We start from the raw sequence: 20,443 nt of genomic DNA on the forward strand, positions 1-20,443 counted from the left end.
GCTGTCCTGCCTACGCGGGGTCGCCGCCGAGCGGGCCGACGGCCTCGAGGGGCTTCGGGTCGTCGGCGCCGGTCTTGCGCAGCCGGGCGATGAGGTTGCCCAGGTGGTAGATGAGGATCGCCGCGACCGTGGCGATGACGATGCCGCCGAGCTCGAAGCCGGATGCCTCGTCCTTGATCATGAACCCGCCGACGGCCATGATCAGGGCCACGGCTGCCGTGTACTGGTTGACCGGGCGCGAGAAGTCGACGCGGTTGTCGACCCAGATCTTGATGCCGATGACGCCGATCAGGCCGTACAGGGCGGTCGTCACGCCGCCGAGCACGCCGGCGGGCACCGAGTTGATGACCTCGCCGAACTTGGGCGACAGGCTGAGCAGGATCGCGGCCGCACCGGCGACCCAGTATGCGGCGGTGGAGTAGACGCGCGTGGAAGCCATCACACCGATGTTCTCGCCGTAGGTCGTGGTGCCCGACCCGCCGAAGAAACCGGCCAGGGTCGTCGACACGCCGTCGGCGATCAGCGCCTTGCCGGTCTGCTCGTTCACGGTCGCGTCACCCGTCATGGTCGCGACGCCGCGGACGTGGCCCACGTTCTCCGCGATCAGCACCAGCACCACCGGGAGGAACATCGCGAGAGCCGTCAGCGTGCCCGGCTCGGTGAAGTTCGGGAGGTGGAAGGTGGGCAGGCCGACCCAGTCGGCCTTCTCGACGGCCTCGAAGTTCAGTTCGCCGCGGAAGGCCGCGAAGATGTAGCCCGCGATCACGCCGAGGAAGATCGAGATGCGGCCGAGGAAGCCGCGGAACACGACCGCGAAGAGGATAGTGATCGCGAGGGTGAACGTCGCGGTCACGGGGGCTGCGGCGTAGTTGTTGTGCGCGGCCCCTGCGAGGTTGAACCCGATGAGGGCGACGATCGTGCCGGCGAGCACCGGCGGCAGGAAGCGGTCGACCCACTTGACCCCGACCGTGTGCACCACGACGCCGATGATCGCCAGCAGCACACCGACCGCGACGATGCCGGCGAGGGCGGTGCCCATGTTCGCGGAGGCGGTCGCGGCCGTGACGGGCGCGATGAACGCGAACGACGAGCCCAGGTAGCTGGGCAGCTTGTTGCGCGTGACGAGCAGGAACAGGATCGTGCCGACACCGCTGAAGAGCAGCGTCGTGGCGACCGGGAATCCGGTGATGATCGGGACGAGGAAGGTCGCGCCGAACATGGCGACCACGTGCTGGAGGCCGATCGCGATCGTCGCCGGCCAGTTCAGTCGCTCATCGGGGCGGACGACGGCGCCGGGCTCGACCGTGCGACCGTTTCCATGCAGCTTCCACAGGGCCATGCGGGCTCCTCAGGGTTCGGGGGATGGCAGGAGTGCTGGAGCAACACTACCGATTCCTGAGTTTTCCCTGAGCGCCGTCTCCCATGGTAGAAGGCGCGGTAGAATGGTAGACATGAGCCTGAACATCAAGAACGAGACGACGCATGAGCTCGTCCGTCGGTTGGCGGCCCTCACGGGGCAGAGTCAGACGGGTGCGGTCGAGGATGCGGTTCGTCGCCGGCTCGCCGAGTTGGAGCAGAGCCGAGAGGAGGAGATCGAGCGCAAGCGGGCGGCGATCGACGCCGTGGTCGCGCGAGCCCGACTCATTCCGCGGACGGGCCGCACCACAGAAGAGATCATGGATGAGCTCTACGACGAGGCGGGGATGCCCCGGTGATCGTCGATTCGTCGGCTCTGGTCGCGATCTTGATGGAGGAGGCGGAGGCAGCGGAGTTCTCCTTCCGCCTCGCGACGGAAGATCCCATGATCTCGGCAGCGTCGCTCACCGAGTGCATGATCGTCCTCCATGGCAAGGCCGGAGAGGGGATGGTGCGTGAACTCGATGTCTTGCTGCGCTCCGCTGCCGTGGCGGTGCTTCCGGTCGACGAGGCACAGGCGCGCCTGGCGGGAAACGCCTATGCGCGTTACGGCCGCGGATCGGGGAGCCCCGCTCGCCTGAACTACGGCGACTGTTTCTCGTATGCGCTCGCGATCACGCGCGACGAGCCGCTGCTGTTCAAGGGCGACGATTTCGTGCACACCGACGTGCGACGGATGGAGTCCGCCTGACGGCTCAGGCCCCCAGGCGGTCGATCAGCTCGCGGTAGCGGTCGGCGGTGCGCTCGACCACCTCGTCGGGAAGTGCGGGCGGCTCGCCCTGCTTGTCCCAGTTCGCGGCGAGCCAGTCGCGCACGATCTGCTTGTCGAAGCTCGCCATGCGCTCGCTCGGGGTGGTGCCGGTGCGCCAGGCTTGGGCGTCCCAGTACCGGGAGGAGTCGCTCGTGAGCACCTCGTCGGCCAGTCGCAGCGTGCCGTCGGCATCCGTCCCGAACTCGAACTTGGTGTCGGCGAGGATCAGGCCCTTCTCCTCGGCGATCGCGGCGGCCCGGGCGTAGATCGCGAGTGAGGTGTCGCGAAGCTCGGCCGCGCGGTCCGCACCGACCAGCTCGACGACGCGCTCGAACGTGATGTTCTCGTCGTGCTCGCCCATCGGCGCCTTGTACGCCGGGGTGAACAGCGGCTCGGGCAGTCGGTCGCCGTTGTGCAGACCGGCGGGCAGCGGGATGCCGCACACCGTGCCGCTCTCCTGATACTCGGCCCAGCCGGACCCCGTGATGTAGCCGCGCACGACGCATTCGATCGGCAGCATCTCGAGCGACTGCGCGAGCATCGCGCGGTCGGCGACGGCCTCGGGAAGCTCACCCTCGGCGATGTGGTCGGGGAAGTCGGAGAGCTGTGCGAACCACCAGCGACTCAATCGCGTCAGCAGCGCACCCTTGTCGGTGATGCCGGGGGAGAGCACGAAGTCGAACGCGCTGACCCGGTCGGATGCCACGACGAGGATGCGCGTGTCCTCCGGGTCTTCCGAGGCGTACAGGTCGCGGACCTTGCCCGAGTAGATGTGCCGCCAACCGGGGATGCTCTGTGCCGTGCCTTCTGAAGGGGTGCTCACCCGCCCATTATCCCGGAGTCCTGTGCGCGATCCCGCCCGATGGCTGTATAGTCCATGTGGACTATTTGAGAGGGATCATGAAGAAGGACGCCGTCGACACGCTCACCCCGCTGGGGGTGATGGTGCTCGCGCTGCTGCGCGAGGGCGACATGCACCCCTATGAGATGGTGCGGCTGCTCCGCGCGCGCCACGACGACCGTCTGCTCGCCGTCACGAACGGCACGCTGTACCACACGGTCGCGCGGCTCCAGAAAGCCGGACTGCTGGAAGAGGTCGGCGTCGATCGGGAGGGGAACCGCCCCGAACGCACGACCTACACGCTCACGGCCGCCGGACGGGAGGCGGTCGTCGCCTGGGTGCGCCGTGCGCTGCCTCGCATCGACCGCGACACCGATGCCCGCATCGCGCTCGCCGAGGCGCACAACCTCGAACGCGACGAGGTGATCCCGCTCCTGCGTGAACGCCGTCACGCTCTCGCCGAATCGCACGTCCTGCACCGCGACGGCTTCTCCACGGCCGTGGCGAAGGGCGTCCCCCCGCAGGTGCTCGTCGAGATCGAACGACAGGAAGCGATGCTCGACGCCGAACTGCGCTGGCTCGACTCGCTGCTCTCCCGTCTCGAGTCCGACGCCATCCCCTGGGGTCCCTCCGCTTTCTCGAACTCCGAGCGCTACCGCGCTCAAAGAAAGGCAGCACGACAATGACAGAATCGGCGCGCGACGGCGGCTCCACGGCCTCCGTCCCCACCACGACCGGCACGTACTCCGCCGGTCACAGGCCCGCGAGCCCGTGGCCGGCCCTGTGGGCGTTGGTCATCGGCTTCTTCATGATCCTCGTCGACACCACGATCGTCTCGGTCGCGAACCCGGCCATCAAGGCCGCGCTCGACCCGAACACGAACAACCTCGACAACGTGGTGTGGGTCACGAGCGCATACCTGCTCGCGTATGCGGTGCCGTTGTTGATCACCGGTCGACTCGGCGACCGCTTCGGCCCGAAGAACATCTACCTCATCGGGCTCGCGGTGTTCACGCTCGCCTCGCTGTGGTGCGGCCTGTCGGAGTCGCTCGAGATGCTCATCGCCGCCCGTGCGGTGCAGGGGCTCGGTGCAGCGTTCATGACCCCGCAGACGATGGCCGTGATCACCCGCACCTTCCCGCCCGAGCGCCGAGGCGCCGCGATGGGCCTGTGGGGTGCGACCGCCGGTGTCGCCACCCTGGTCGGGCCCCTCGTGGGTGGTCTGCTGGTGGACGGGTTCGGCTGGGAGTGGATCTTCTTCGTGAACATCCCCGTCGGCATCGTCGCGTTCGTGCTCGCATGGCGACTGGTCCCGAAGCTCGCGACCCATCCGCACCGCTTCGACATCGTCGGCGTCGTGCTGAGCGCCGTGGCCCTGTTCCTGATCGTGTTCGGACTCCAGGAGGGCGAGAAGTTCGACTGGGGCGTGATCTGGGGGCCCATCTCCGTGTGGAGTCTGATCATCACGGGGCTCGTGGTGCTCGCCCTGTTCATCGTGCAGCAGGCCCGCACGCGCAGCGAGCCCCTCGTGCCGCTCGCGCTGTTCCGCGACCGCAACTTCTCCGGGGCCAACGTCGCCATCGCCGCGGTCGGCTTCACCGTGACGAGCATGTCGCTGCCGATGATGTTCTTCCTCCAGAGCGCACGCGGCCTCACGCCCACCGAGGCGGCACTGCTCCTGATTCCGATGGCCGTGCTCTCCGGCGCGCTGGCTCCGGTCGCCGGAAAGATCCTGGACCGGGTCGACCCCCGGATCATCCTCATCCCCGGCCTCCTCTGCGTCGCCGGTGCGCTGGTCTGGTACGCGGCCCTGATCAACATGGAGACGGAGATCTGGATGTTCCTGCTCCCTTCGGCGCTCATGGGTATCGGCAACGCCGGCATGTGGGGACCGCTCGCCACCACGGCCACGCGCAAGCTGCCGCCGCGTCAGGCGGGCGCGGGCGCCGGCATCTACAACACCACACGCACGATCGGTTCGGTCATCGGCTCCGCATCCATCGCCGCCTTCATGCAGTCCCGGCTCGAGGCGAACCTTCCCGGTCTCTCCGACGCCCCGGCCGGCATCGGCGGAGGTGCGCTGCCCCCGCAGGTCGCGGAGGGTTTCGCCGCTGGCATGTCGCAGTCGATCCTGCTGCCCGCGTCCGTGATCGTGGTGGCCCTGATCGCATCCCTCTTCCTCGGGCGCTACGACAAGGCGGATGCGGCTGCCTCCGAGCCCGCGCGTCCGGAGTAGCGTCCGGCGACCGGCGGTTTGCGCACGGGGACCGGATCTGGTCTGCTGAGGTGATGACGATCGCCCTCACCCGACCGACCATCGACCTCTTCGACTCCTGGGCCGCCGCCGTGGCCGAGTTCGACGGAGGACACATCGACGGTGCGGGCCTGGAGCAGGGGTCGTGCCCGATCGGGCCGCGTGCGAGGCCTTCATCGCGATGGCGGAGCTGTACGCGACCCCGGGTGCCGCGCTGCCGGACGACCGCGTCCCGTGCGATCACTTCTGGATCACGGAGGAGACCAGGTCGTCGGCTTCATCGCCTTCCGGCGCGAGCTCAACGACTACCTGCGGAGGTTCGGCGGGCACATCGGCTACTCGGTCATCCCGACGCGTCGCCGTGAAGGCATCGTCCGTGAGGCTCTGCGCCTGCTGCTCCGGCGCGCCAGGGCCGAAGGCTACGACCGGGTGATGCTCACCTGCGACGACGACAACTCCGGCTCGATCCGCACGATCGAAGGCGCCGGGGGCGAGCTCGAAGGCGTGATCGACCCCTCGCAGGCCGGGGCTCCCCGCGTGCGGCAGTACTGGATCGCGATCCCGCAGGACTGACGCGGTCGGCGCCGCAGGTCACGCCTGCGTGCTGAAGACCGACGAGCACGAGAGCCCGGCCCCGCCCAGGAGAGTGATCTGGTCGGGGTCGTCGGCGAACATGACCGTCGGGGGCGGCCGCGCTCCGGAGCGAGTCGGGTGACCCAGTTCCGGAGCGCGACCCGCATCGCCTCGCCGCCCGTGCAGGCGTCGCCGTGCATGATGTAGTGGCCGGGAGCCAGGATCTGCTCGTTGTTCGCGATGCCGATCGCCAGGTTCCTGGCGTAGAGGTCGAGCAGGGAGGACGCGCCCTCCGACCCGTCCTCCGCCAACGCGGCGAGGGCGCGGGAGTCGAGGGTCTCCGCACCGCGGAGTCCGGCTGCCGCTGCCCGATCGCGGAGCCAACCGAGGGTCGCGACCGTCTCCCAGCATCCGCGGCGGCCGCATCGGCACAGGGCGCCGTCCAGCTGCACGATCGTGTGGCCGGACTCTCCGCCGGCGCCGTTCTCCCCGCGCAGCACCTCGCCGCCGTGCACGATGCCGAAGCCCAGCGCCTCCCCGGTGTACACGGAGGCGAAGTCCTGCACCTCGCGGCCGAGTCCGAACCAGCGGTCGCCGAGCGCCTGCACGCGCGGGTGATGGTCCACGAGCGTGGTCGCGCCGAAGCGCTTCTGGAGGAGCGCGACGACGGGGAGCCCGTTGAGGCCCGGGGTCAGATGCATCGAGATGACGCTCCCCGTGCTGGTGTCGACCATGCCGGCCGCGGCGACGCCGATGCCGACCAGCTGCACTCCCGCGAAGCAGGCGTCGGTCACGTCGTGCAGCCGCTCGATGATCTCTTCGGCGGAGGCGTCACGGCTGTACTCGGCGCGGTTCATCTCGTGGATCGTGCCGTCGAAGGCGATCCGCGCAGCCACGACGAAGTCGGGGGAGAGATGCACGGCTCCGAGCCATGGTCCGTCGTCGCGGAACCAGAGCGGACGGGCGGGCTTGCCTCCGGCCTCGGACGGCGCGACGGGGTCGCCCTCGACGAGGGTGGACGAGTCGAGAAGCGGCTGCAGGATCGTCGCGATCGTGGCCCGGTTCACGCCCAGCGACCTCGCCAGCTGAGCGCGGCTGGACGGGCCGAGGCGGTGCAGGGTCTCGAGGACCCGACGGCGGTTGGCTGCTCCGATCGCACTCGTGGTGATCAGGGGCCGACGCGCGGACTGGTCGGAGAACACCAGGTCGGGCTGAGATTTGCGGGACGGTGCCATGGCACCTGCCTTTCCGGTCGCGACGGGTGGCGGCGATGCTCCGTCTACGGATCAGTTTACAAGGAAGAATGTATGGTTTAGTGTCATACATACCTCGCGGCGCGCGGGACGATCCATGACGAAGTGGGGTAGGCAGTGAATCTGAGCAGGTCAGCACGAGTCGGAGTCATCGGCGGAGGGATCCGAGGCGGGATGTTCGCCCGCGCGCTCCAGGAGAACCCCGATGCGGAACTCGTCGCGATCTGCGACCGCAGCCCCGCCGTGCTCGCGGCGATGGTCGACCAGCTCGGAGTTCCGGGTCATGCGAGCACCGAGGACCTGCTGTCGGCCCACCCCGAGCTCGACGCCGTGGTGATCGCCACCCCGACTTCGCGCATCGCGAGGCCGCCGTGCTCAGTGCCCGCGCCGGACTCCACCTCATGATCGAGAAGCCGCTGGCGACCGAGGTCGACGACGCTCGGGCCATCCTCGACGAGGCCGCGGCGGCGGGCGTCCGTGTCATGGTGGGCTTCGAGAACCGGTGGAACGTGCGGTACTCCGCCGTGCGCGACCGGCTCGGCGTCGACGGCGACCCCCGCATCAGCGCCCAGATCATCCACCTCAACGACACCGTGTTCGTGCCGACCGAGATGCTCTCCTGGTCGGCGAAGAGCTCGCCGGCATGGTTCCTCATGCCGCACTCCCTCGACCTGGCGTGCTGGATCGGCCGCACCACTCCCGTGTCCGTGTATGCCGTCGGCGCACGCGACCGGCTCTCGGACTCCGGCATCGACACCTGGGACCGCGTCAACGCCATCTTCACCATGGCGGACGGCTCGCACGTGGCGCTCAACTCCTCGTGGGTGCTGCCCGAGTCCATGCCCTCGGTCTTCGACTTCCGCTACGAGATCCAGTCCGCCGCGCACGTCGTGCACATCGACGGCGCCGACGATGGAGTGATCGACTACGGTGCCGACCGCGGACAGCTCGTGCAGTCGGCGGTGTACGAGCGTGCCGGCCGCATCCACGGCGTGCCGATCGACATGGTCTCCGACTTCGTCCGCCTCGTGCGCGGCGAAGAGGTCGAGGTGCCGGACGCGCACGACGGGCTGCTCATCACGGCGGCGATCGTGGCCGTGCACACCGCACTCGAGTCCGGACAAGTCGTCGACATCTCGGTCTGACCCCCCGCATCACCCCGCACCACCGCATGAACCTGCACCACCGCATGAACCTGCACCACCGCATGAACCTGCACCACCGCATGAACCTGCACCACCGCGTCACCCGATCCACGCGTCACCCCCATCGTCACGAACTTCACGAAGGAGCAAGGAAATGAATGCATCATCGTCGATGAGCCGGGGATTCTCCCGGCGTCAGGTCTTCCAGCTCGGCGGACTGGCCGTTGGCGCGATCGCCCTCGCCGGGTGCGCGCCAGGAGAGCAGCAGAGCGGTGCACCGCTCTCCGGCGGCGGCACGCCGTCCGGACAGATCAGCATCCTCGACGACAACACCAACAGCGTCTTCAAGGATCAGGCCATCGCCGCGTTCGAGAAGAAGACCGGTATCAAGGTGGTCACCTACCAGCAGGGCAACTTCAACGACCTGCACGACAAGATGGCGACGATGTTCGCCGCGCAGGACTCGTCGTTCGACGTCGTGATGACCTGGGCGGGATGGTCGGCCGAGTTCGGGCAGGCGGGTTGGCTCGAAGAGCTCGACTCCTCGGCGATCCCCAAGGACCTCATCCAGCCGGCCCTCGACGCCGTCTCCTGGCGCGGCAAGGTCTACGGCCTGCCGAAGTTCGTCAGTGCACAGACCATGTTCTGGAACAAGGACCTGTACGGCTCGGCGGGCCTCGACCCCGAAGTCGGCCCCGCGAACTGGGACGAGTTCGTCGCCGCCGCGAAGGCCCTGACCACCGGCGACCGCTACGGCTACGCCTGCGACATGGGCAACCCGGCCGGGGCGTACCAGAACTTCCTGCGCATGCTCCTGCTGAACGGGGGCGAGTTCTACGACGCCGACTACCGGCCGACCTTCGCGGGAGAAGAAGGCGTCGAAGCCCTCACCAAGCTCGTCGAGCTGCTGCAGGTGCACAAGGTCATGGACCCGTCGTCGCTGCAGATCACCAACGCCTCCGACCTCGCCGACCTCTTCGCCCGCGGCAACACCGGCATGGTGTTCAACTGGCCGTTCCAGTACGCGGTGGCCACGGCCGACGGCGCCGCGACCGCGGCCTCGGTCGGCAACGGCCTGCTCCCCGGCATCTCCGTGCGCTCGGCATCGATCGACGGCTCCGAGGGCTTCGCGATCAGCAAGTTCTCGAAGAACAAGGAGGCGGCGCTGGCGTGGCTGCAGTTCGTCACGACCGGCGACGTGCAGACCGACATCGTCGAGAAGGAGGGCTGGTTCCCCGTGTCGCAGACCGTGCTCGCCGACCCGGCCGCACGCGAGGCGCTGCCCATCCTCTCGACCTATGAGGAGTCGACGGACTACGTCACCAAGCGCTACGGGACCCCATGGTCCAACGAGCTCGACCAGGCGCTCTCCGTGCAGCTCATCAACGCGATGAACGGCAAGACGTCGCCGAAGGAGGCCCTCGCCTCGGCGCAGAAGACCGCGGAGGACCTCGTGAAGAAGTACCTGAAGTAGGGGCGGGCACATGGGCGTGAACCTCGCGGAGAGGAGTCGTCGGCGCGATCTGCGCTTCGGTATGATGCTGATCGCCCCGGCGGTGCTCATCATCGTGATGCTGCTGGGGTACCCGATGGGGTACGCCGTGTTCATGTCGCTCCACGAATGGAACGACAAGCTCGGGATGGAGCATCCGTTCATCGGTCTGCAGAACTACGGGCAGCTGATGACGGACCCGGCTGTGCACCGGGCGATGGAGCGCACGGCGTACTTCTCGGTGATCACCGTGATCGGGGGTGTCGCGCTGGCGGTCGCGATCGCGGTGCTGTTGAACCGGGAGTTCCGCGGGCGCACGCTCGCCCGCGTCCTGCTGCTCGTGCCGTGGGCGGTGCCGCCGGTGGTGAACGGCATCATGTGGAAGCTGATCTTCGACGGCAGCACCGGCATCGCCAACACGGTCCTGCGCAGCCTCGGTCTCATCGACGAGAACGTGCAGTGGCTCAGCGACCCCGCCTTGGCGATGAACATCCTGGTGTTCGCCGAGATGTGGAAGCTGCTGCCGTTCCTGTGCCTGCTGATGCTCGCGGCGCTGCAGGGCATCCCGTCGAACCTCTATCGTGCGGCGGCGATCGACGGGGCGGGCCCCTGGCGGGCGTTCTGGCGCATCACCCTGCCCAACATGCGCGGTGCGCTGATGTTCGCGCTCATCGTGCAGTCGATGTGGTCGCTCAAGGTGTTCGACACCATCTATGTGCTCACCGGCGGTTCCGGTGGGCCGGCCGAGGGGACGACGACCATCAACTTCCTCGCGTATCTGGTCAACTTCAGCAATCTCGACCGCGGCTACGGTTCCGCGATGGCCGTGGGGATCATGATCCTCGTGCTCGTGGTCGCCGTGTTCTGGATCCTGCTGTTCGGCGGTTTCCGCAGGAAGAGGAGGGAATCGCATGCCTGACCTGACCACCACCGCGCTGGTGACGGCGCAGCGCCCCCGCGCCAGGAGGGTGTCCCGACGCGGGCGCAGACGGCTCACGGCCGTCGTGTGCGGCATCCTGCTGATCGGGGTGATGGCGTTCTTCCTCGCCCCGTTCCTGTGGATGTTCGTCTTCAGCGTCTATCCGTCGAGCGCCCTGCAGGGACGCACACCGGATCTGTCGCCGTCGAACCTGACGGTGCAGTCGTACATCCAGCTGCTGTCAGACGGCACGTTCCTCATCCCCATGGCGAACTCGGCGATCGTGGGGCTGTCCACCACGATCATCTGCATGACCGTCGGCGCGGCCTGCGCCTACGCGATCGCGCGCTTCCGGTTCCGCGGGCGCCAGCCGCTGCTGCTCAGCATGATGACGGTGCAGGCGATCCCGGTGATCGTGCTGGCCGTTCCGCTGTTCATCCTGCTGCGCTCGGTGGGCCTGTACGACCAGATCCTCGGCTTGATCGCGACGTACACGGCGTTCATCCTCCCGCTCGTGATCTGGATGCTCGTCGGATTCTTCGAGGACATCCCGCCGAGCCTGGAGCGCGCGGCGCGGATCGACGGCTGCAACCGGCTTCAGATCATGTACCGGATCGCCTTCCCGTTGGCGGCGCCCGGCATGGCGGCGACCGCGATCCTGGCGTTCATCACCAGTTGGAGCGACTTCTTCCTCGCGAAGGTCCTGACGTCGAACAACGCGGTGACGCTGCCGGTGAAGACGGCGGCATTCCAAGGGCTGTTCGCGATGGACTACACGTCCGCCGCGACAGCAGGCGTGATCACGGCCATCCCGGTCCTGATCCTGACGCTCGTGGCACAGAAGTGGATCATCCGCGGCATGACCGAGGGTGCGGTGAAAGGCTGATCATGGCTCAGATCGAATTGGTGGACGTCGAGAAGACCTACGGACGTCCGAAGCGGGGACACGAGGCGCGCAAAGCGGTCTCCGACCTCAGTTACGTGATCGAGGACGGGCACTTCGTCTCGCTGCTCGGCCCGTCGGGGTGCGGCAAGACGACCACGCTCAACATGATCGCGGGGCTCGAGGACATCTCCGGCGGCGAGATCCTCATCGACGGGCGCCGGGTCGACGACCTCGACCCCGACAAGCGCGACCTCGCCTTCGTCTTCCAGGACTATGCGCTGTATCCGCACATGAGCGTGTACGAGAACATCGCGTTCGGCCTGCGCATGCGCAAGGTGCCCAAGAACGAGATCGATCGGCGGGTCGTGGATGCGGCGCGCAGGCTCGACATCGACCACGTGCTCGACGTCAAGCCCAAGAGCCTCTCCGGAGGGCAGCGTCAGCGCGTGGCTCTGGCCAGGGCCATCGCGCGGCGTCCGGCGGTGTTCCTGTTCGACGAGCCGCTGTCGAACCTGGACGCCCTGCTGCGCGATCAGACGCGCAGCGAGTTGAAGGTACTGCACCGCGAGCTCAACGCGACGAGCGTGTACGTCACGCACGACCAGGAGGAGGCGATGACGCTCTCCGACCGGATCGCCGTGATGAGCAGGGGGCGGCTCGAGCAGTACGGCAGCCCCTACGAGGTCTACCACGAGCCCGCGACCGAGTTCGTCGCCTCGTTCGTCGGCAAGCCGCGCATGAACCTGTTCACGGTGCAGAGGCAGGAGGAAGGGCGCTACGTCCTTCCCGGCACCGCGTTCGCGCTCGACATCGGCGCCGTCGGGCAGGACGAGATCCGCGCGGGTCTGCGCCCGGAGGAGTGCGACGTGCGTGCGCCTCTCCCCGGAGAGGATCCGCACGGCCACGTCGTCGCCGTGGAGCCGCTGGGCAACGTGTCGGATGTGCACGTCGCGGTCGGCGATCTCGAGTTCCTGGTGCGCGTGCCGGGCTTCGGATCGTACGACGTCGGCGACGCCGTGATGATCGACCACCGCGGCGCGCGGCTGCACTGCTTCGATCGGACGACGGGGGTGCGGCTTCCCGTCGGCTGAGCCCCGCGGCGGCCGCACCGGAATTCTGGTGGTCCGCCCGGGCAGGGTTAGGGTGGATTCCCGGCGGTCGTCCGGTCGCTGCTGTCGACTCGAGGAGCACACGTCGTGATCCGAAATCCATCCGCCGTGCCCGGCCGCCTGCGTGGGGCCGCACGCACCGTGGGCGCCGCCGCCCTCGTCGCGTTCGTCGCCGTCGGGGCGCTCCTCGCCGGAGCCGCCCCCGCCACCGCCGCGAACGACGGCGAGAAGTACGTCATCGGCACCGACACCACGTTCGCGCCGTTCGAGTTCACGAACGCCGACGGCGAGCTGGTCGGCATCGACATGGACCTGCTCCGCGCGATCGCGAAGGACCAGGGGTTCGAGGTCGAGATCCGCCAGCTCGGGTTCGACGCCGCCGTGCAGGCCCTGCAGTCGAACCAGGTCGACGCGGTCATGGCCGGCATGTCGATCACGGAGGAGCGGCAGAAGACCTTCGACTTCAGCGAGCCGTACTTCACGAGCGGCATCCAGCTCGGTGTGCTCGAGGCGAGCGACATCCAGTCCCTCGACGACCTCGACGGCAAGACCGTCGCCGTCAAGACGGGCACCCAGGGACAGACCTTCGCCGACGAGAACAAAGACGAGTTCGGCTTCCGGGTCACGCCGTATCAGGACACCACCGACATGGTCGATGCCGTCAAGGCGGGCCAGGCGGTCGGCTACTTCGAAGACTTCCCGGTGCTGGCGTACGGCATCCAGCAGGGGTCCGGCTTCCGTCTTGTGGGCGAACCGGAGCTGGGCGGCGAATACGGGTTCGCGGTCAACAAGGGGCAGAACACCGAGCTCCTGGAGATGTTCAACACCGGACTCGCCAACCTCCAGGACTCGGGCGAATACGACGAGATCGTCGACACGTACCTCGCGTCCGGCGACGAAGCGCAGGCGGCGCAGCCCACCGACATCATCTCGGTCGCGGTGAAGTACTGGCCCGCTCTCATGCAGGGCCTCTGGCTCACCATCCTCGCCACGATCGTCGCGGTGGTCGCCGCCTTCATCCTCGGCATCGTCTTCGGGTTCGGGCGCATCTCGAAGTTCGCGCCGTTCCGCTGGATCGCGACGGCCTACGTCTACGTCTTCCGCGGGACGCCGATCCTGATCCAGGCGTTCTTCGTGTTCTTCGCGATCCCGCAGCTGATCCCCGATCTCAAGTTCGATCCGTTCGTCGCCGGAGCGATCACGCTGTCGCTGAACACCGGTGCGTACATGACCGAGATCATCCGCGGCGGCATCCAGGCAGTCGACCCCGGTCAGGCCGAGGCATCGCGCTCGCTGGGACTCTCACGCTGGAAGACCATGCAGAAGGTCGTGCTGCCGCAGGCGTTCCGCATCATGATCCCGTCGTTCGTGAACCAGGGGATCATCACCCTCAAGGACACCTCGCTCATCAGCGTCATCGGCCTCGCCGAGCTCACCTTCGTTTCCCGTCAGATCATCGCGTCGACGTACCTGTCGGCCCAGGTCCTGACGATCGTCGCCATCATCTACTTCGTCGTGATCACGCTGCTGACGCTGCTCGCGAACCGCCTGGAGAGGACGTTCAACGCATGAGCAAGATCGAGGTCAAGGATCTGCACAAGTCCTTCGGGGACAACCAGGTGCTCAAGGGCATCGACCTCGCGGTGGAGGACGGCGAGGTCGTCGCGGTGATCGGCCCGTCCGGTTCGGGCAAGTCGACTCTGCTGCGATGCCTCAACAAGCTCGAGGAGCCCACATCCGGGCACGTCATCATCGACGGTGTCGACCTCACCGACAAGAGCGTCAAGCTCGACGAGGTGCGCCAGCGCATCGGCATGGTGTTCCAGCACTTCAACCTGTTCCCGCACATGACCGTGCTGGAGAACATCACGCTGGCGCCGGTCGAGTGCGGGAAGCTCTCGAAGGCCGAGGCGCGCGAGCGGGCCCTGTCGCTCCTCGAGCGGGTCGGGCTGTCCGAGAAGGCCGATGCCAAGCCGGCATCCCTCTCCGGAGGGCAGAAGCAGCGCGTCGCGATCGCCCGTGCCCTTGCGATGGACCCCGAGATCATGCTCTTCGACGAGGCCACGAGCGCCCTCGACCCCGAGATGGTCGGCGAGGTGCTGCAGGTCATCCGTGATCTGGCCGATGGCGGTATGACCATGGTCCTGGTGACGCACGAGATGGGCTTCGCCCGTGAGGTGTCCGACCGCACGGTCTTCATGGACGGCGGCGTCGTCGTCGAAGAGGCCGCGCCCGCCGAGCTCTTCGGATCCCCCAAGAACGAACGTCTGCAGGACTTCCTCTCGAAGGTGCTGTAGCGCGGCGCGCCGAGTGCGCGGGTGTTCCCGAGTGCACGGGTTCTCGTCGAGCGCACGGGATGTTCGCGTCGCGAAGCCGTGCACTCGACAGGTTCCCGTGCACTCGGCCGCGGCGGGGCGGTGCTAACGGCGCGCCGGGGCGGGGTGGCGACGGATCGTCGCGCTGACGAGAGCGGCGACGGCGCAGAGGCCCGCGGCGGCGAACCACGCGAACGTATAGTGCCCGGTATGGTCGCGGACGAGTCCGGCGAGCACCGAGGCGATCCCGGCGCCGACCTGGTGCGCCGCGAACACCCAGCCGAAGACGAGCGGACCCCTGTCGCCGAACACCTCGCGGCACAGGGCGATCGTCGGGGGCACGGTAGCCACCCAGTCGAGCCCGTAGATCACGATGAAGACGATGATGCTGGGCTGCACCTCGGCCGAGAGCAGGCTGGGCAGGAACAGCAGGCTCACTCCGCGCAGCGCGTAGTACGCGGCGAGCAGGATGCGCGGATTCACGCGGTCGGTGAGCCAGCCAGAGAACACGGTCCCCACGATGTCGAAGACGCCGACCACCGCGAGCAGCCCCGCGGCGGTCGTGGTCGCCATCCCGTGGTCGTGCGCGCTGGGGATGAAGTGCGTGCCGATGAGGCCGTTGGTCGTCGCGCCGCAGATCGCGAAACCGATCGCCAAGGCCCAGAAGGTCTTCGTCCTGGCGGCATCCCGCAGTGTGGTCAGTGCCAGTCGAGCTGCGCCCCACGCCGAGCCTCGGGGAGTGTCCACGGGAGCCGCGACGGGTGCGGTATCGCCGTAGCGCGCGACGCCGAGGTCGCTCGGACGATTGCGCAGGAAGATCCACACGAGCGGCATCACCGCGAGGGCGCCGCCCGCGATGATGAGGAGGCGCCGCGCCATCCGATGTCTTCGGCGGCGGTCGCGATCACGGGGAGGAAGATGAGCTGCCCGGTGGCGCTGCCCGCGGTGAGCACCCCGGAGACCAGCCCTCGCCGAGTGGCGAACCACGTGTCGGTGATGGTGGCAGCGAACACGAGGGCCATGGATCCGGTGCCGAGGCCGATCAGCACGCCCCAGGTGAGGATGAGTTGCCCAGGAGTGGCGACGAAGACGCTGAGGGCCGAGCCTGCGCCGATCACGAACAGCGCGACGACCGTCACCGCACGGATGCCGAAGCGCTGCATGAGCGCCGCCGCGAACGGGGCCGTGAGCCCGAACAGCAGCAGGTTGACGGTCACGGCGAGCGAGAGCTCGGCGGTGGTCCAGCCGAACTCGTCCTGCAGCGGCACCATCAGGACTCCGGGTGCGGCGCGGAAACCGGCCGCGCCGATCAGGGCGATCAACGCGACGAGCGCGACGGTCCAGGCGGGGTGGACGCGGCGGGTGCGGGGCGCGGCGTGGTCGGTCGGACCCGCGGCGTCGGACGGGTCCTCGACGGACTCGGCGGTCATGCTGTGCGTCCGGTGAAGAGGGCGAAGGGCTCCGCGCCCATGCTGCGCCGGCTCCAGCGGGTGCTGTCGGCATCGAGCGGGGCGGCGCAGACCGCACACCAGTCGGCCGACTCGGGGGGGTGCCGCAACGTCCGCAGCCGACTGTGAGTCCCCAAGGACCCTCCGGATCGGTGCGGCGGGTGAAACGCGCATAGGCGTGCAGGATCGGAAGGGTCTCGCGTCCGGCATCGGTCAGTCGATAGCCGCTGCGCGTGTCGCCGGGGTGCTCTCGGGCCAGGAGCCCGGCTTCCGTCATGGCGTTCAGGCGACGGGAGAGCACGGAGTCTGCGGCGCCCGTCGTGTCACGCAGCTGGTCGAAACGCGTGCGGCCGGAGAACAGCTCGCGGAGGATCAGAAGCACCCAGGGATCGGCGAGCACGTCGGCGGAGCGGGCGATCGGGCAGGTCGCGGACGACCAGTCGGAGCGGAGCGGCATCCGCCCACTTTCTTGAAGAAAGCTCGAGATGTCAACCGCAGCGCTTCACGTTGGCAGGATTCCTGTCGGCATTCGGCCGAAATCCGCGGACGCACCCGAGGGGTGGGTGCGGGTGCGGACCCGGGGGCTACTCGGCGACGCGGGCGGCGATGTCGGTGCGGTACTGCGATCCCTCGAGGCGGATGTGGGAGATCGCCTCGTAGGCGCGGTCACGCGCGGTGCGGAAGTCCGCGGCCACCGCCACCACGTTCAGCACGCGGCCGCCCGTCGCGATGAGGTTGCCGCCGGGGGCATCGGGGCTCGCGGTCGCGGCATGCACGAGGCGGACGCCCTCGACGGCGGCGGCATCCGCGAGGCCCTCGATCGGTCGACCGGTCTGCGGCGCCTCGGGGTAGCCCTCGCTGGCGAGCACGACCGTGATCGCCACATCGTCACTGAAAACGGGCTCGGGCTGGTCTTCGAGGGTGCCGGATGCCGCGGCGAACAGCAGCTCCGACAGCGGGGTCACCAGGCGGGGCAGCACGATCTGCGTCTCGGGGTCGCCGAAGCGGGCGTTGAACTCGATCACGCGCACACCCGCGGGGGTGAGGATGAGCCCGGCGTAGAGCAGTCCGATGAACGGCGTGCCCTCGGCGTCGAGCTGCCGCACCACCGGGAGTGCCACGTCACGGGTGACCTCTTCGACGAACGCCTTCTCGCTGCCGAACTGCTCGGCCAGCCAGGGCAGCGGAGAGTAGGCGCCCATGCCGCCGGTGTTGGGTCCGGCGTCGCCGTCGAGCGCGCGCTTGAAGTCCTGCGCGGGGCTGAGGGCGCGCACCGTGTCGCCGTCGCTCAGGAAGAACAGCGAGACCTCGGGCCCGGAGAGGAACTCCTCGATCAGGACCGGGCCGGCGGGGAGGTACTGCTCGGCGTGGGCCAGCGCCTCGACGCGGTCGGAGGTGACGATGACGCCCTTGCCCGCGGCGAGACCGTCGGCTTTGACGACATAGGGTGCGCCCAGGTCGTCGAACGCGGCCTCGACCTCTGCCGTGCTGGCGGCGCGGAGCGCGCGACCGGTCGGCACACCCGCCGCGTCCATGACCCGCTTCGCGAACGACTTCGAGCCTTCGAGCTGCGCGGCCGCCTTGCCGGGGCCGAAGACGGGGATGCCGCGCACGCGCAGAGCGTCGGCGACTCCGGCGACGAGCGGGGCCTCGGGGCCCACGACGACGAGGTCGATGGCGTGCTCGTGGGAGAACGCGGTGACCGCCGCGCCGTCGAGAGGATCGAGCGCGACGGGGGTCGCGTCCTGCGCGATTCCCGCGTTGCCGGGAGCGACGAAGATCTCGTGCTCCGTCTGCTCTGCCCGCAGGGCGAGGATGATCGCGTGCTCACGGGCACCGGAACCGAGGACGAGGATCTTCACCCGTCCAGACTACCGAGGGTCGCGGTCCGGGTTTCGGCCCGAGCCGGAGGGGGCGGGTCAGAGCTCGATCGGACGCTCCACCGCCGCGTCCCACGGCACCGTCCACCCGGCCGCGTCGAAGAGGGCGTCGAGGACCATCGCGGTGAAGCCCCAGACGATCGTGCCGTCGACGTCGAATGCCGGTCCGCGGAAGGTGTGGCCCATCCGGGACAGGGTCGACGTGAATCGGGTCGCGGGGTCGAGCAGCTGTGCGACGGGGACCCGGAAGACCTCGACCGTCTCGGCGTGGTCGACCGCGACGACCCGCGACGGCGACTGCCACCACGCCAGCACCGGGGTGACCAGGTGGTTGCTCGCGGCGAGCGGGATGGCGGGCAGCGTCGCGAGGATCTCGACACCGCGGGGATCGAGTCCGGTCTCCTCCTCGGCCTCGCGCAGCGCCGTGGCGACGACATCCGCGTCGTCCGTCTCCACGCGTCCGCCGGGGAACGAGACCTGGCCGGGGTGCGACGACAGAGTGGGCGCGCGACGCTGCAGCAGGACGTCGAGGTCGCGGGCGACCGCAGCGTCGGCGGTGGGTGCGGGGATGCGATCGAGCACGCCGAACAGGATGAGGACGGCGGCATCGTTGGCGCTGTGCGGATCGGCGAGCTGAGGGACGCGAACGCCCCACGAGTGATCGGCCACCGCGGCGAGCAGCTCGGCGCGGGCGCCCTGGGGATGCATGCTCATGCGTCCGAGCTTATGACTCGGCACGGACTCCCGGTCCTAGGCTGGAGGAATGGCCAGGAAGATCGACGTCGCCGATGGGCGTGCCGCGCTCGACGCCGTGCGGACAGCGGCCGCCGGAGGCGTGAAGCCGCAGCGCACCGACCTCGCCACCGCCGTGCGGTACCTGCTCCAGCTGCTCGACGAGAAGGCACCGGGCAACAGCGTCGAGGTGCGCGTGCCCCCGTTCGGTGCGGTGCAGGTCATCCAGGGCCCTCGTCACACGCGGGGCACTCCACCGAACGTGGTCGAGATGGACGCGGTGACGTGGATCGGCGTCGCCACCGGCGCGGAGCGCTGGGCGGATGCCGCCGAGTCCGGACGCATCCACGCCTCGGGCACCCGCGCCGACCTCGAGGACGTGCTTCCGGTGCGTCCCTGACGCCTCGCACGGGGTGGTAAGTCGCTTTCACGATTCTGATCACAGGTGGATGAAGCGTTCACCTGATGTTGGAGCTGCCGTCACCGACGCCGCCTAGCCTGGCGGCGTCGCACCCGCGGCATCCCTCACAGATGCGGAGCAGGCCATGAAGCTCGTCCAGATCACCGATACCCACATCAGCCACCTGGGCGGCAGCCCGTCGTCGAACGCCGAGCGCTTCGTGGCATTCATCAACGACATGGAGCCCGACCTCGTCGTCCACACCGGCGACGTGACGATCCTCGACCCGGACGAGGACCGCGACCGCGTCGCCGCGAAGGAGATCCTGGCCGGGATCAGTGCGCCGCTGCTGGTCCTGCCGGGCAACCACGACGTGGGGGAGCCGGGTGACGACCCCTTCGGCGACCGTCCGGTGACGAGCGACCGGATCGCCGCATTCCGCGCGCACTTCGGCATCGACCGGTTCGTCGAGGTCGTCGACGGCTGGGCGGTGGTCGGCTTCAACAGCGAGCTCTTCGACTCCGGCCTGCCGGAGGAGGCGGAGCAGTGGACGTGGCTCGAGTCGCTTCCGGGGCAGGTCGGCCCGCGCCCTGTCGTGGTCTTCACCCACAAGCCCGTGTGGGCGTATGCGCCCGAGTACCAGAACACGCACCTCACGGTCGGTCCTGACTCGCTCCCGCGCCTCGAGGCGGTGCTCGCCCAGCTCGACGTGCGCGCATTCGGCAGTGGACACCTGCACCACTACGCCCTCACCGAGCGGGAGGGCGCCGCGGTCGTATCGGCGCCCTCGACTGCGTTCGTGCACCGAGGGGCTGTGTCGGCCGACATCGTGGGCCCCGGTCTCGCGCAGCTCGGCGTGGTCGAGTACGAGCTGGGGGAGCGGGTGCTGCCCTCGTTCCGTGCCCCGCTCGACATCGTCGAGCCCGAGTTCCTCGAGGTCGAGCCGGCGCGCATCGCTCTCGACGCGATGGGCGTGACGCTCTGACCCCTCCGCCATCCGCCGCCCGCATCGTGCCGTCGTTCACCTCG

19 protein-coding genes and 3 pseudogenes are annotated in these 20,443 nt (G+C 68.7%); 15 read left to right on the forward strand and 7 right to left on the reverse strand.

The genetic code is table 11. The features are described from left to right. Positions 1–10: 10 nt before the first annotated feature. Complete coding sequence (locus K1X59_RS02465; protein WP_183151732.1) at positions 11–1,339, reverse strand: uracil-xanthine permease family protein; 1,329 nt, start codon at positions 1,337–1,339, stop codon at positions 11–13. A 112-nt stretch (positions 1,340–1,451) separates the two neighbouring features. On the opposite strand from K1X59_RS02465, the gene K1X59_RS02470 reads away from it, so the two are divergent. Beyond that, complete coding sequence (locus tag K1X59_RS02470; protein ID WP_183151733.1) at positions 1,452–1,715, forward strand: type II toxin-antitoxin system VapB family antitoxin; 264 nt, start codon at positions 1,452–1,454, stop codon at positions 1,713–1,715. Further along, positions 1,712–2,107, forward strand: a complete 396-nt coding sequence (locus K1X59_RS02475; RefSeq protein ID WP_183151734.1) for a type II toxin-antitoxin system VapC family toxin — start codon at positions 1,712–1,714, stop codon at positions 2,105–2,107. The genes K1X59_RS02470 and K1X59_RS02475 overlap by 4 nt, the downstream gene beginning before the upstream one ends. A gap of 4 nt (positions 2,108–2,111) precedes the next feature. Here the strand turns inward: K1X59_RS02475 and K1X59_RS02480 are convergent, their stop codons facing one another. After that, complete coding sequence (locus K1X59_RS02480; RefSeq protein WP_183151735.1) at positions 2,112–2,990, reverse strand: phosphoribosylaminoimidazolesuccinocarboxamide synthase; 879 nt, start codon at positions 2,988–2,990, stop codon at positions 2,112–2,114. A gap of 77 nt (positions 2,991–3,067) precedes the next feature. Between K1X59_RS02480 and K1X59_RS02485 the strand changes: the two genes are divergently transcribed. From K1X59_RS02485 to K1X59_RS20635, 3 genes are all read left to right on the forward strand, one after another. After that, a complete protein-coding gene (locus K1X59_RS02485) occupies positions 3,068–3,694 on the forward strand; it encodes a PadR family transcriptional regulator (RefSeq protein WP_220173881.1) in 627 nt (208 codons plus the stop codon). Then, positions 3,691–5,244 carry a DHA2 family efflux MFS transporter permease subunit gene (locus K1X59_RS02490; RefSeq protein ID WP_183151736.1) on the forward strand — a complete coding sequence of 518 codons (1,554 nt, stop codon included), beginning with the start codon at positions 3,691–3,693 and terminating at the stop codon, positions 5,242–5,244. Before K1X59_RS02485 ends, K1X59_RS02490 begins: the two co-directional genes overlap by 4 nt. A gap of 252 nt (positions 5,245–5,496) precedes the next feature. After that, a complete protein-coding gene (locus tag K1X59_RS20635) occupies positions 5,497–5,835 on the forward strand; it encodes a GNAT family N-acetyltransferase (protein ID WP_258567031.1) in 339 nt (112 codons plus the stop codon). A 158-nt stretch (positions 5,836–5,993) separates the two neighbouring features. On the opposite strand, the pseudogene K1X59_RS20640 reads toward K1X59_RS20635, so the two are convergent. Next, positions 5,994–7,070 (reverse strand): annotated as a pseudogene (locus K1X59_RS20640) (ROK family protein); the annotation flags it as partial. Positions 7,071–7,205: 135 nt separating this feature from the next. Between K1X59_RS20640 and K1X59_RS02500 the strand changes: the two are divergent. The 8 genes from K1X59_RS02500 to K1X59_RS02535 all read left to right on the forward strand — a co-directional run bounded on the left by K1X59_RS02500 (position 7,206) and on the right by K1X59_RS02535 (position 14,936). Then, on the forward strand, positions 7,206–7,493 hold the full coding sequence (locus K1X59_RS02500) for a Gfo/Idh/MocA family oxidoreductase (protein WP_258567032.1): 288 nt from the start codon (positions 7,206–7,208) through the stop codon (positions 7,491–7,493). Beyond that, the gene (locus tag K1X59_RS02505) at positions 7,490–8,233 is read left to right on the forward strand and encodes a Gfo/Idh/MocA family protein (RefSeq protein WP_396652597.1); all 744 of its coding nucleotides are present in this window, start codon (positions 7,490–7,492) and stop codon (positions 8,231–8,233) included. The genes K1X59_RS02500 and K1X59_RS02505 overlap by 4 nt, the downstream gene beginning before the upstream one ends. 154 nt (positions 8,234–8,387) lie before the next feature. Then, entirely contained in the window at positions 8,388–9,707 is a 1,320-nt protein-coding gene (locus tag K1X59_RS02510) for an extracellular solute-binding protein (protein ID WP_183151738.1), read from the forward strand. Positions 9,708–9,717: 10 nt separating this feature from the next. Then, the gene (locus tag K1X59_RS02515) at positions 9,718–10,644 is read left to right on the forward strand and encodes a carbohydrate ABC transporter permease (protein WP_183151739.1); all 927 of its coding nucleotides are present in this window, start codon (positions 9,718–9,720) and stop codon (positions 10,642–10,644) included. Then, positions 10,637–11,530 (forward strand): carbohydrate ABC transporter permease, encoded by an 894-nt coding sequence (locus K1X59_RS02520; RefSeq protein ID WP_183151740.1) that lies wholly within the window; start codon positions 10,637–10,639, stop codon positions 11,528–11,530. The genes K1X59_RS02515 and K1X59_RS02520 overlap by 8 nt, the downstream gene beginning before the upstream one ends. Positions 11,531–11,532: 2 nt before the next feature. Next, positions 11,533–12,621, forward strand: coding sequence for an ABC transporter ATP-binding protein (locus K1X59_RS02525; RefSeq protein WP_220173884.1), 1,089 nt, complete (start codon positions 11,533–11,535; stop codon positions 12,619–12,621). 105 nt (positions 12,622–12,726) lie between these two features. Then, positions 12,727–14,211, forward strand: a complete 1,485-nt coding sequence (locus K1X59_RS02530) for an amino acid ABC transporter substrate-binding protein/permease (RefSeq protein WP_183151741.1) — start codon at positions 12,727–12,729, stop codon at positions 14,209–14,211. Next, entirely contained in the window at positions 14,208–14,936 is a 729-nt protein-coding gene (locus tag K1X59_RS02535; protein ID WP_183152739.1) for an amino acid ABC transporter ATP-binding protein, read from the forward strand. Before K1X59_RS02530 ends, K1X59_RS02535 begins: the two co-directional genes overlap by 4 nt. Before the next feature lie 123 nt (positions 14,937–15,059). Here the strand turns inward: K1X59_RS02535 and K1X59_RS02540 are convergent. The 4 genes and pseudogenes from K1X59_RS02540 to K1X59_RS02555 all read right to left on the reverse strand — a co-directional run bounded on the left by K1X59_RS02540 (position 15,060) and on the right by K1X59_RS02555 (position 18,996). Further along, positions 15,060–16,384, reverse strand: a pseudogene (locus K1X59_RS02540) (MFS transporter). Positions 16,385–16,622: 238 nt separating this feature from the next. Then, positions 16,623–16,859: pseudogene (locus K1X59_RS22675) on the reverse strand (winged helix-turn-helix transcriptional regulator); the annotation flags it as partial. A 127-nt stretch (positions 16,860–16,986) separates the two neighbouring features. Next, positions 16,987–18,264, reverse strand: coding sequence for a phosphoribosylamine--glycine ligase (gene purD, locus K1X59_RS02550; RefSeq protein ID WP_220173885.1), 1,278 nt, complete (start codon positions 18,262–18,264; stop codon positions 16,987–16,989). A 57-nt stretch (positions 18,265–18,321) separates the two neighbouring features. Continuing rightward, the gene (locus K1X59_RS02555; protein WP_183151742.1) at positions 18,322–18,996 is read right to left on the reverse strand and encodes a CoA pyrophosphatase; all 675 of its coding nucleotides are present in this window, start codon (positions 18,994–18,996) and stop codon (positions 18,322–18,324) included. Between the two features lie 49 nt (positions 18,997–19,045). On the opposite strand from K1X59_RS02555, the gene K1X59_RS02560 reads away from it, so the two are divergent. Beyond that, the gene (locus K1X59_RS02560; protein ID WP_183151743.1) at positions 19,046–19,414 is read left to right on the forward strand and encodes a sterol carrier family protein; all 369 of its coding nucleotides are present in this window, start codon (positions 19,046–19,048) and stop codon (positions 19,412–19,414) included. Positions 19,415–19,559: 145 nt separating this feature from the next. Next, positions 19,560–20,399, forward strand: a complete 840-nt coding sequence (locus K1X59_RS02565) for a metallophosphoesterase (RefSeq protein ID WP_183151744.1) — start codon at positions 19,560–19,562, stop codon at positions 20,397–20,399. The last annotated feature ends 44 nt before the right edge of the window (positions 20,400–20,443 follow it).

Origin of the sequence: Microbacterium sp. Se5.02b, assembly GCF_019464375.1 — a bacterium.
Classification (GTDB): Bacteria; Actinomycetota; Actinomycetes; order Actinomycetales; family Microbacteriaceae; genus Microbacterium.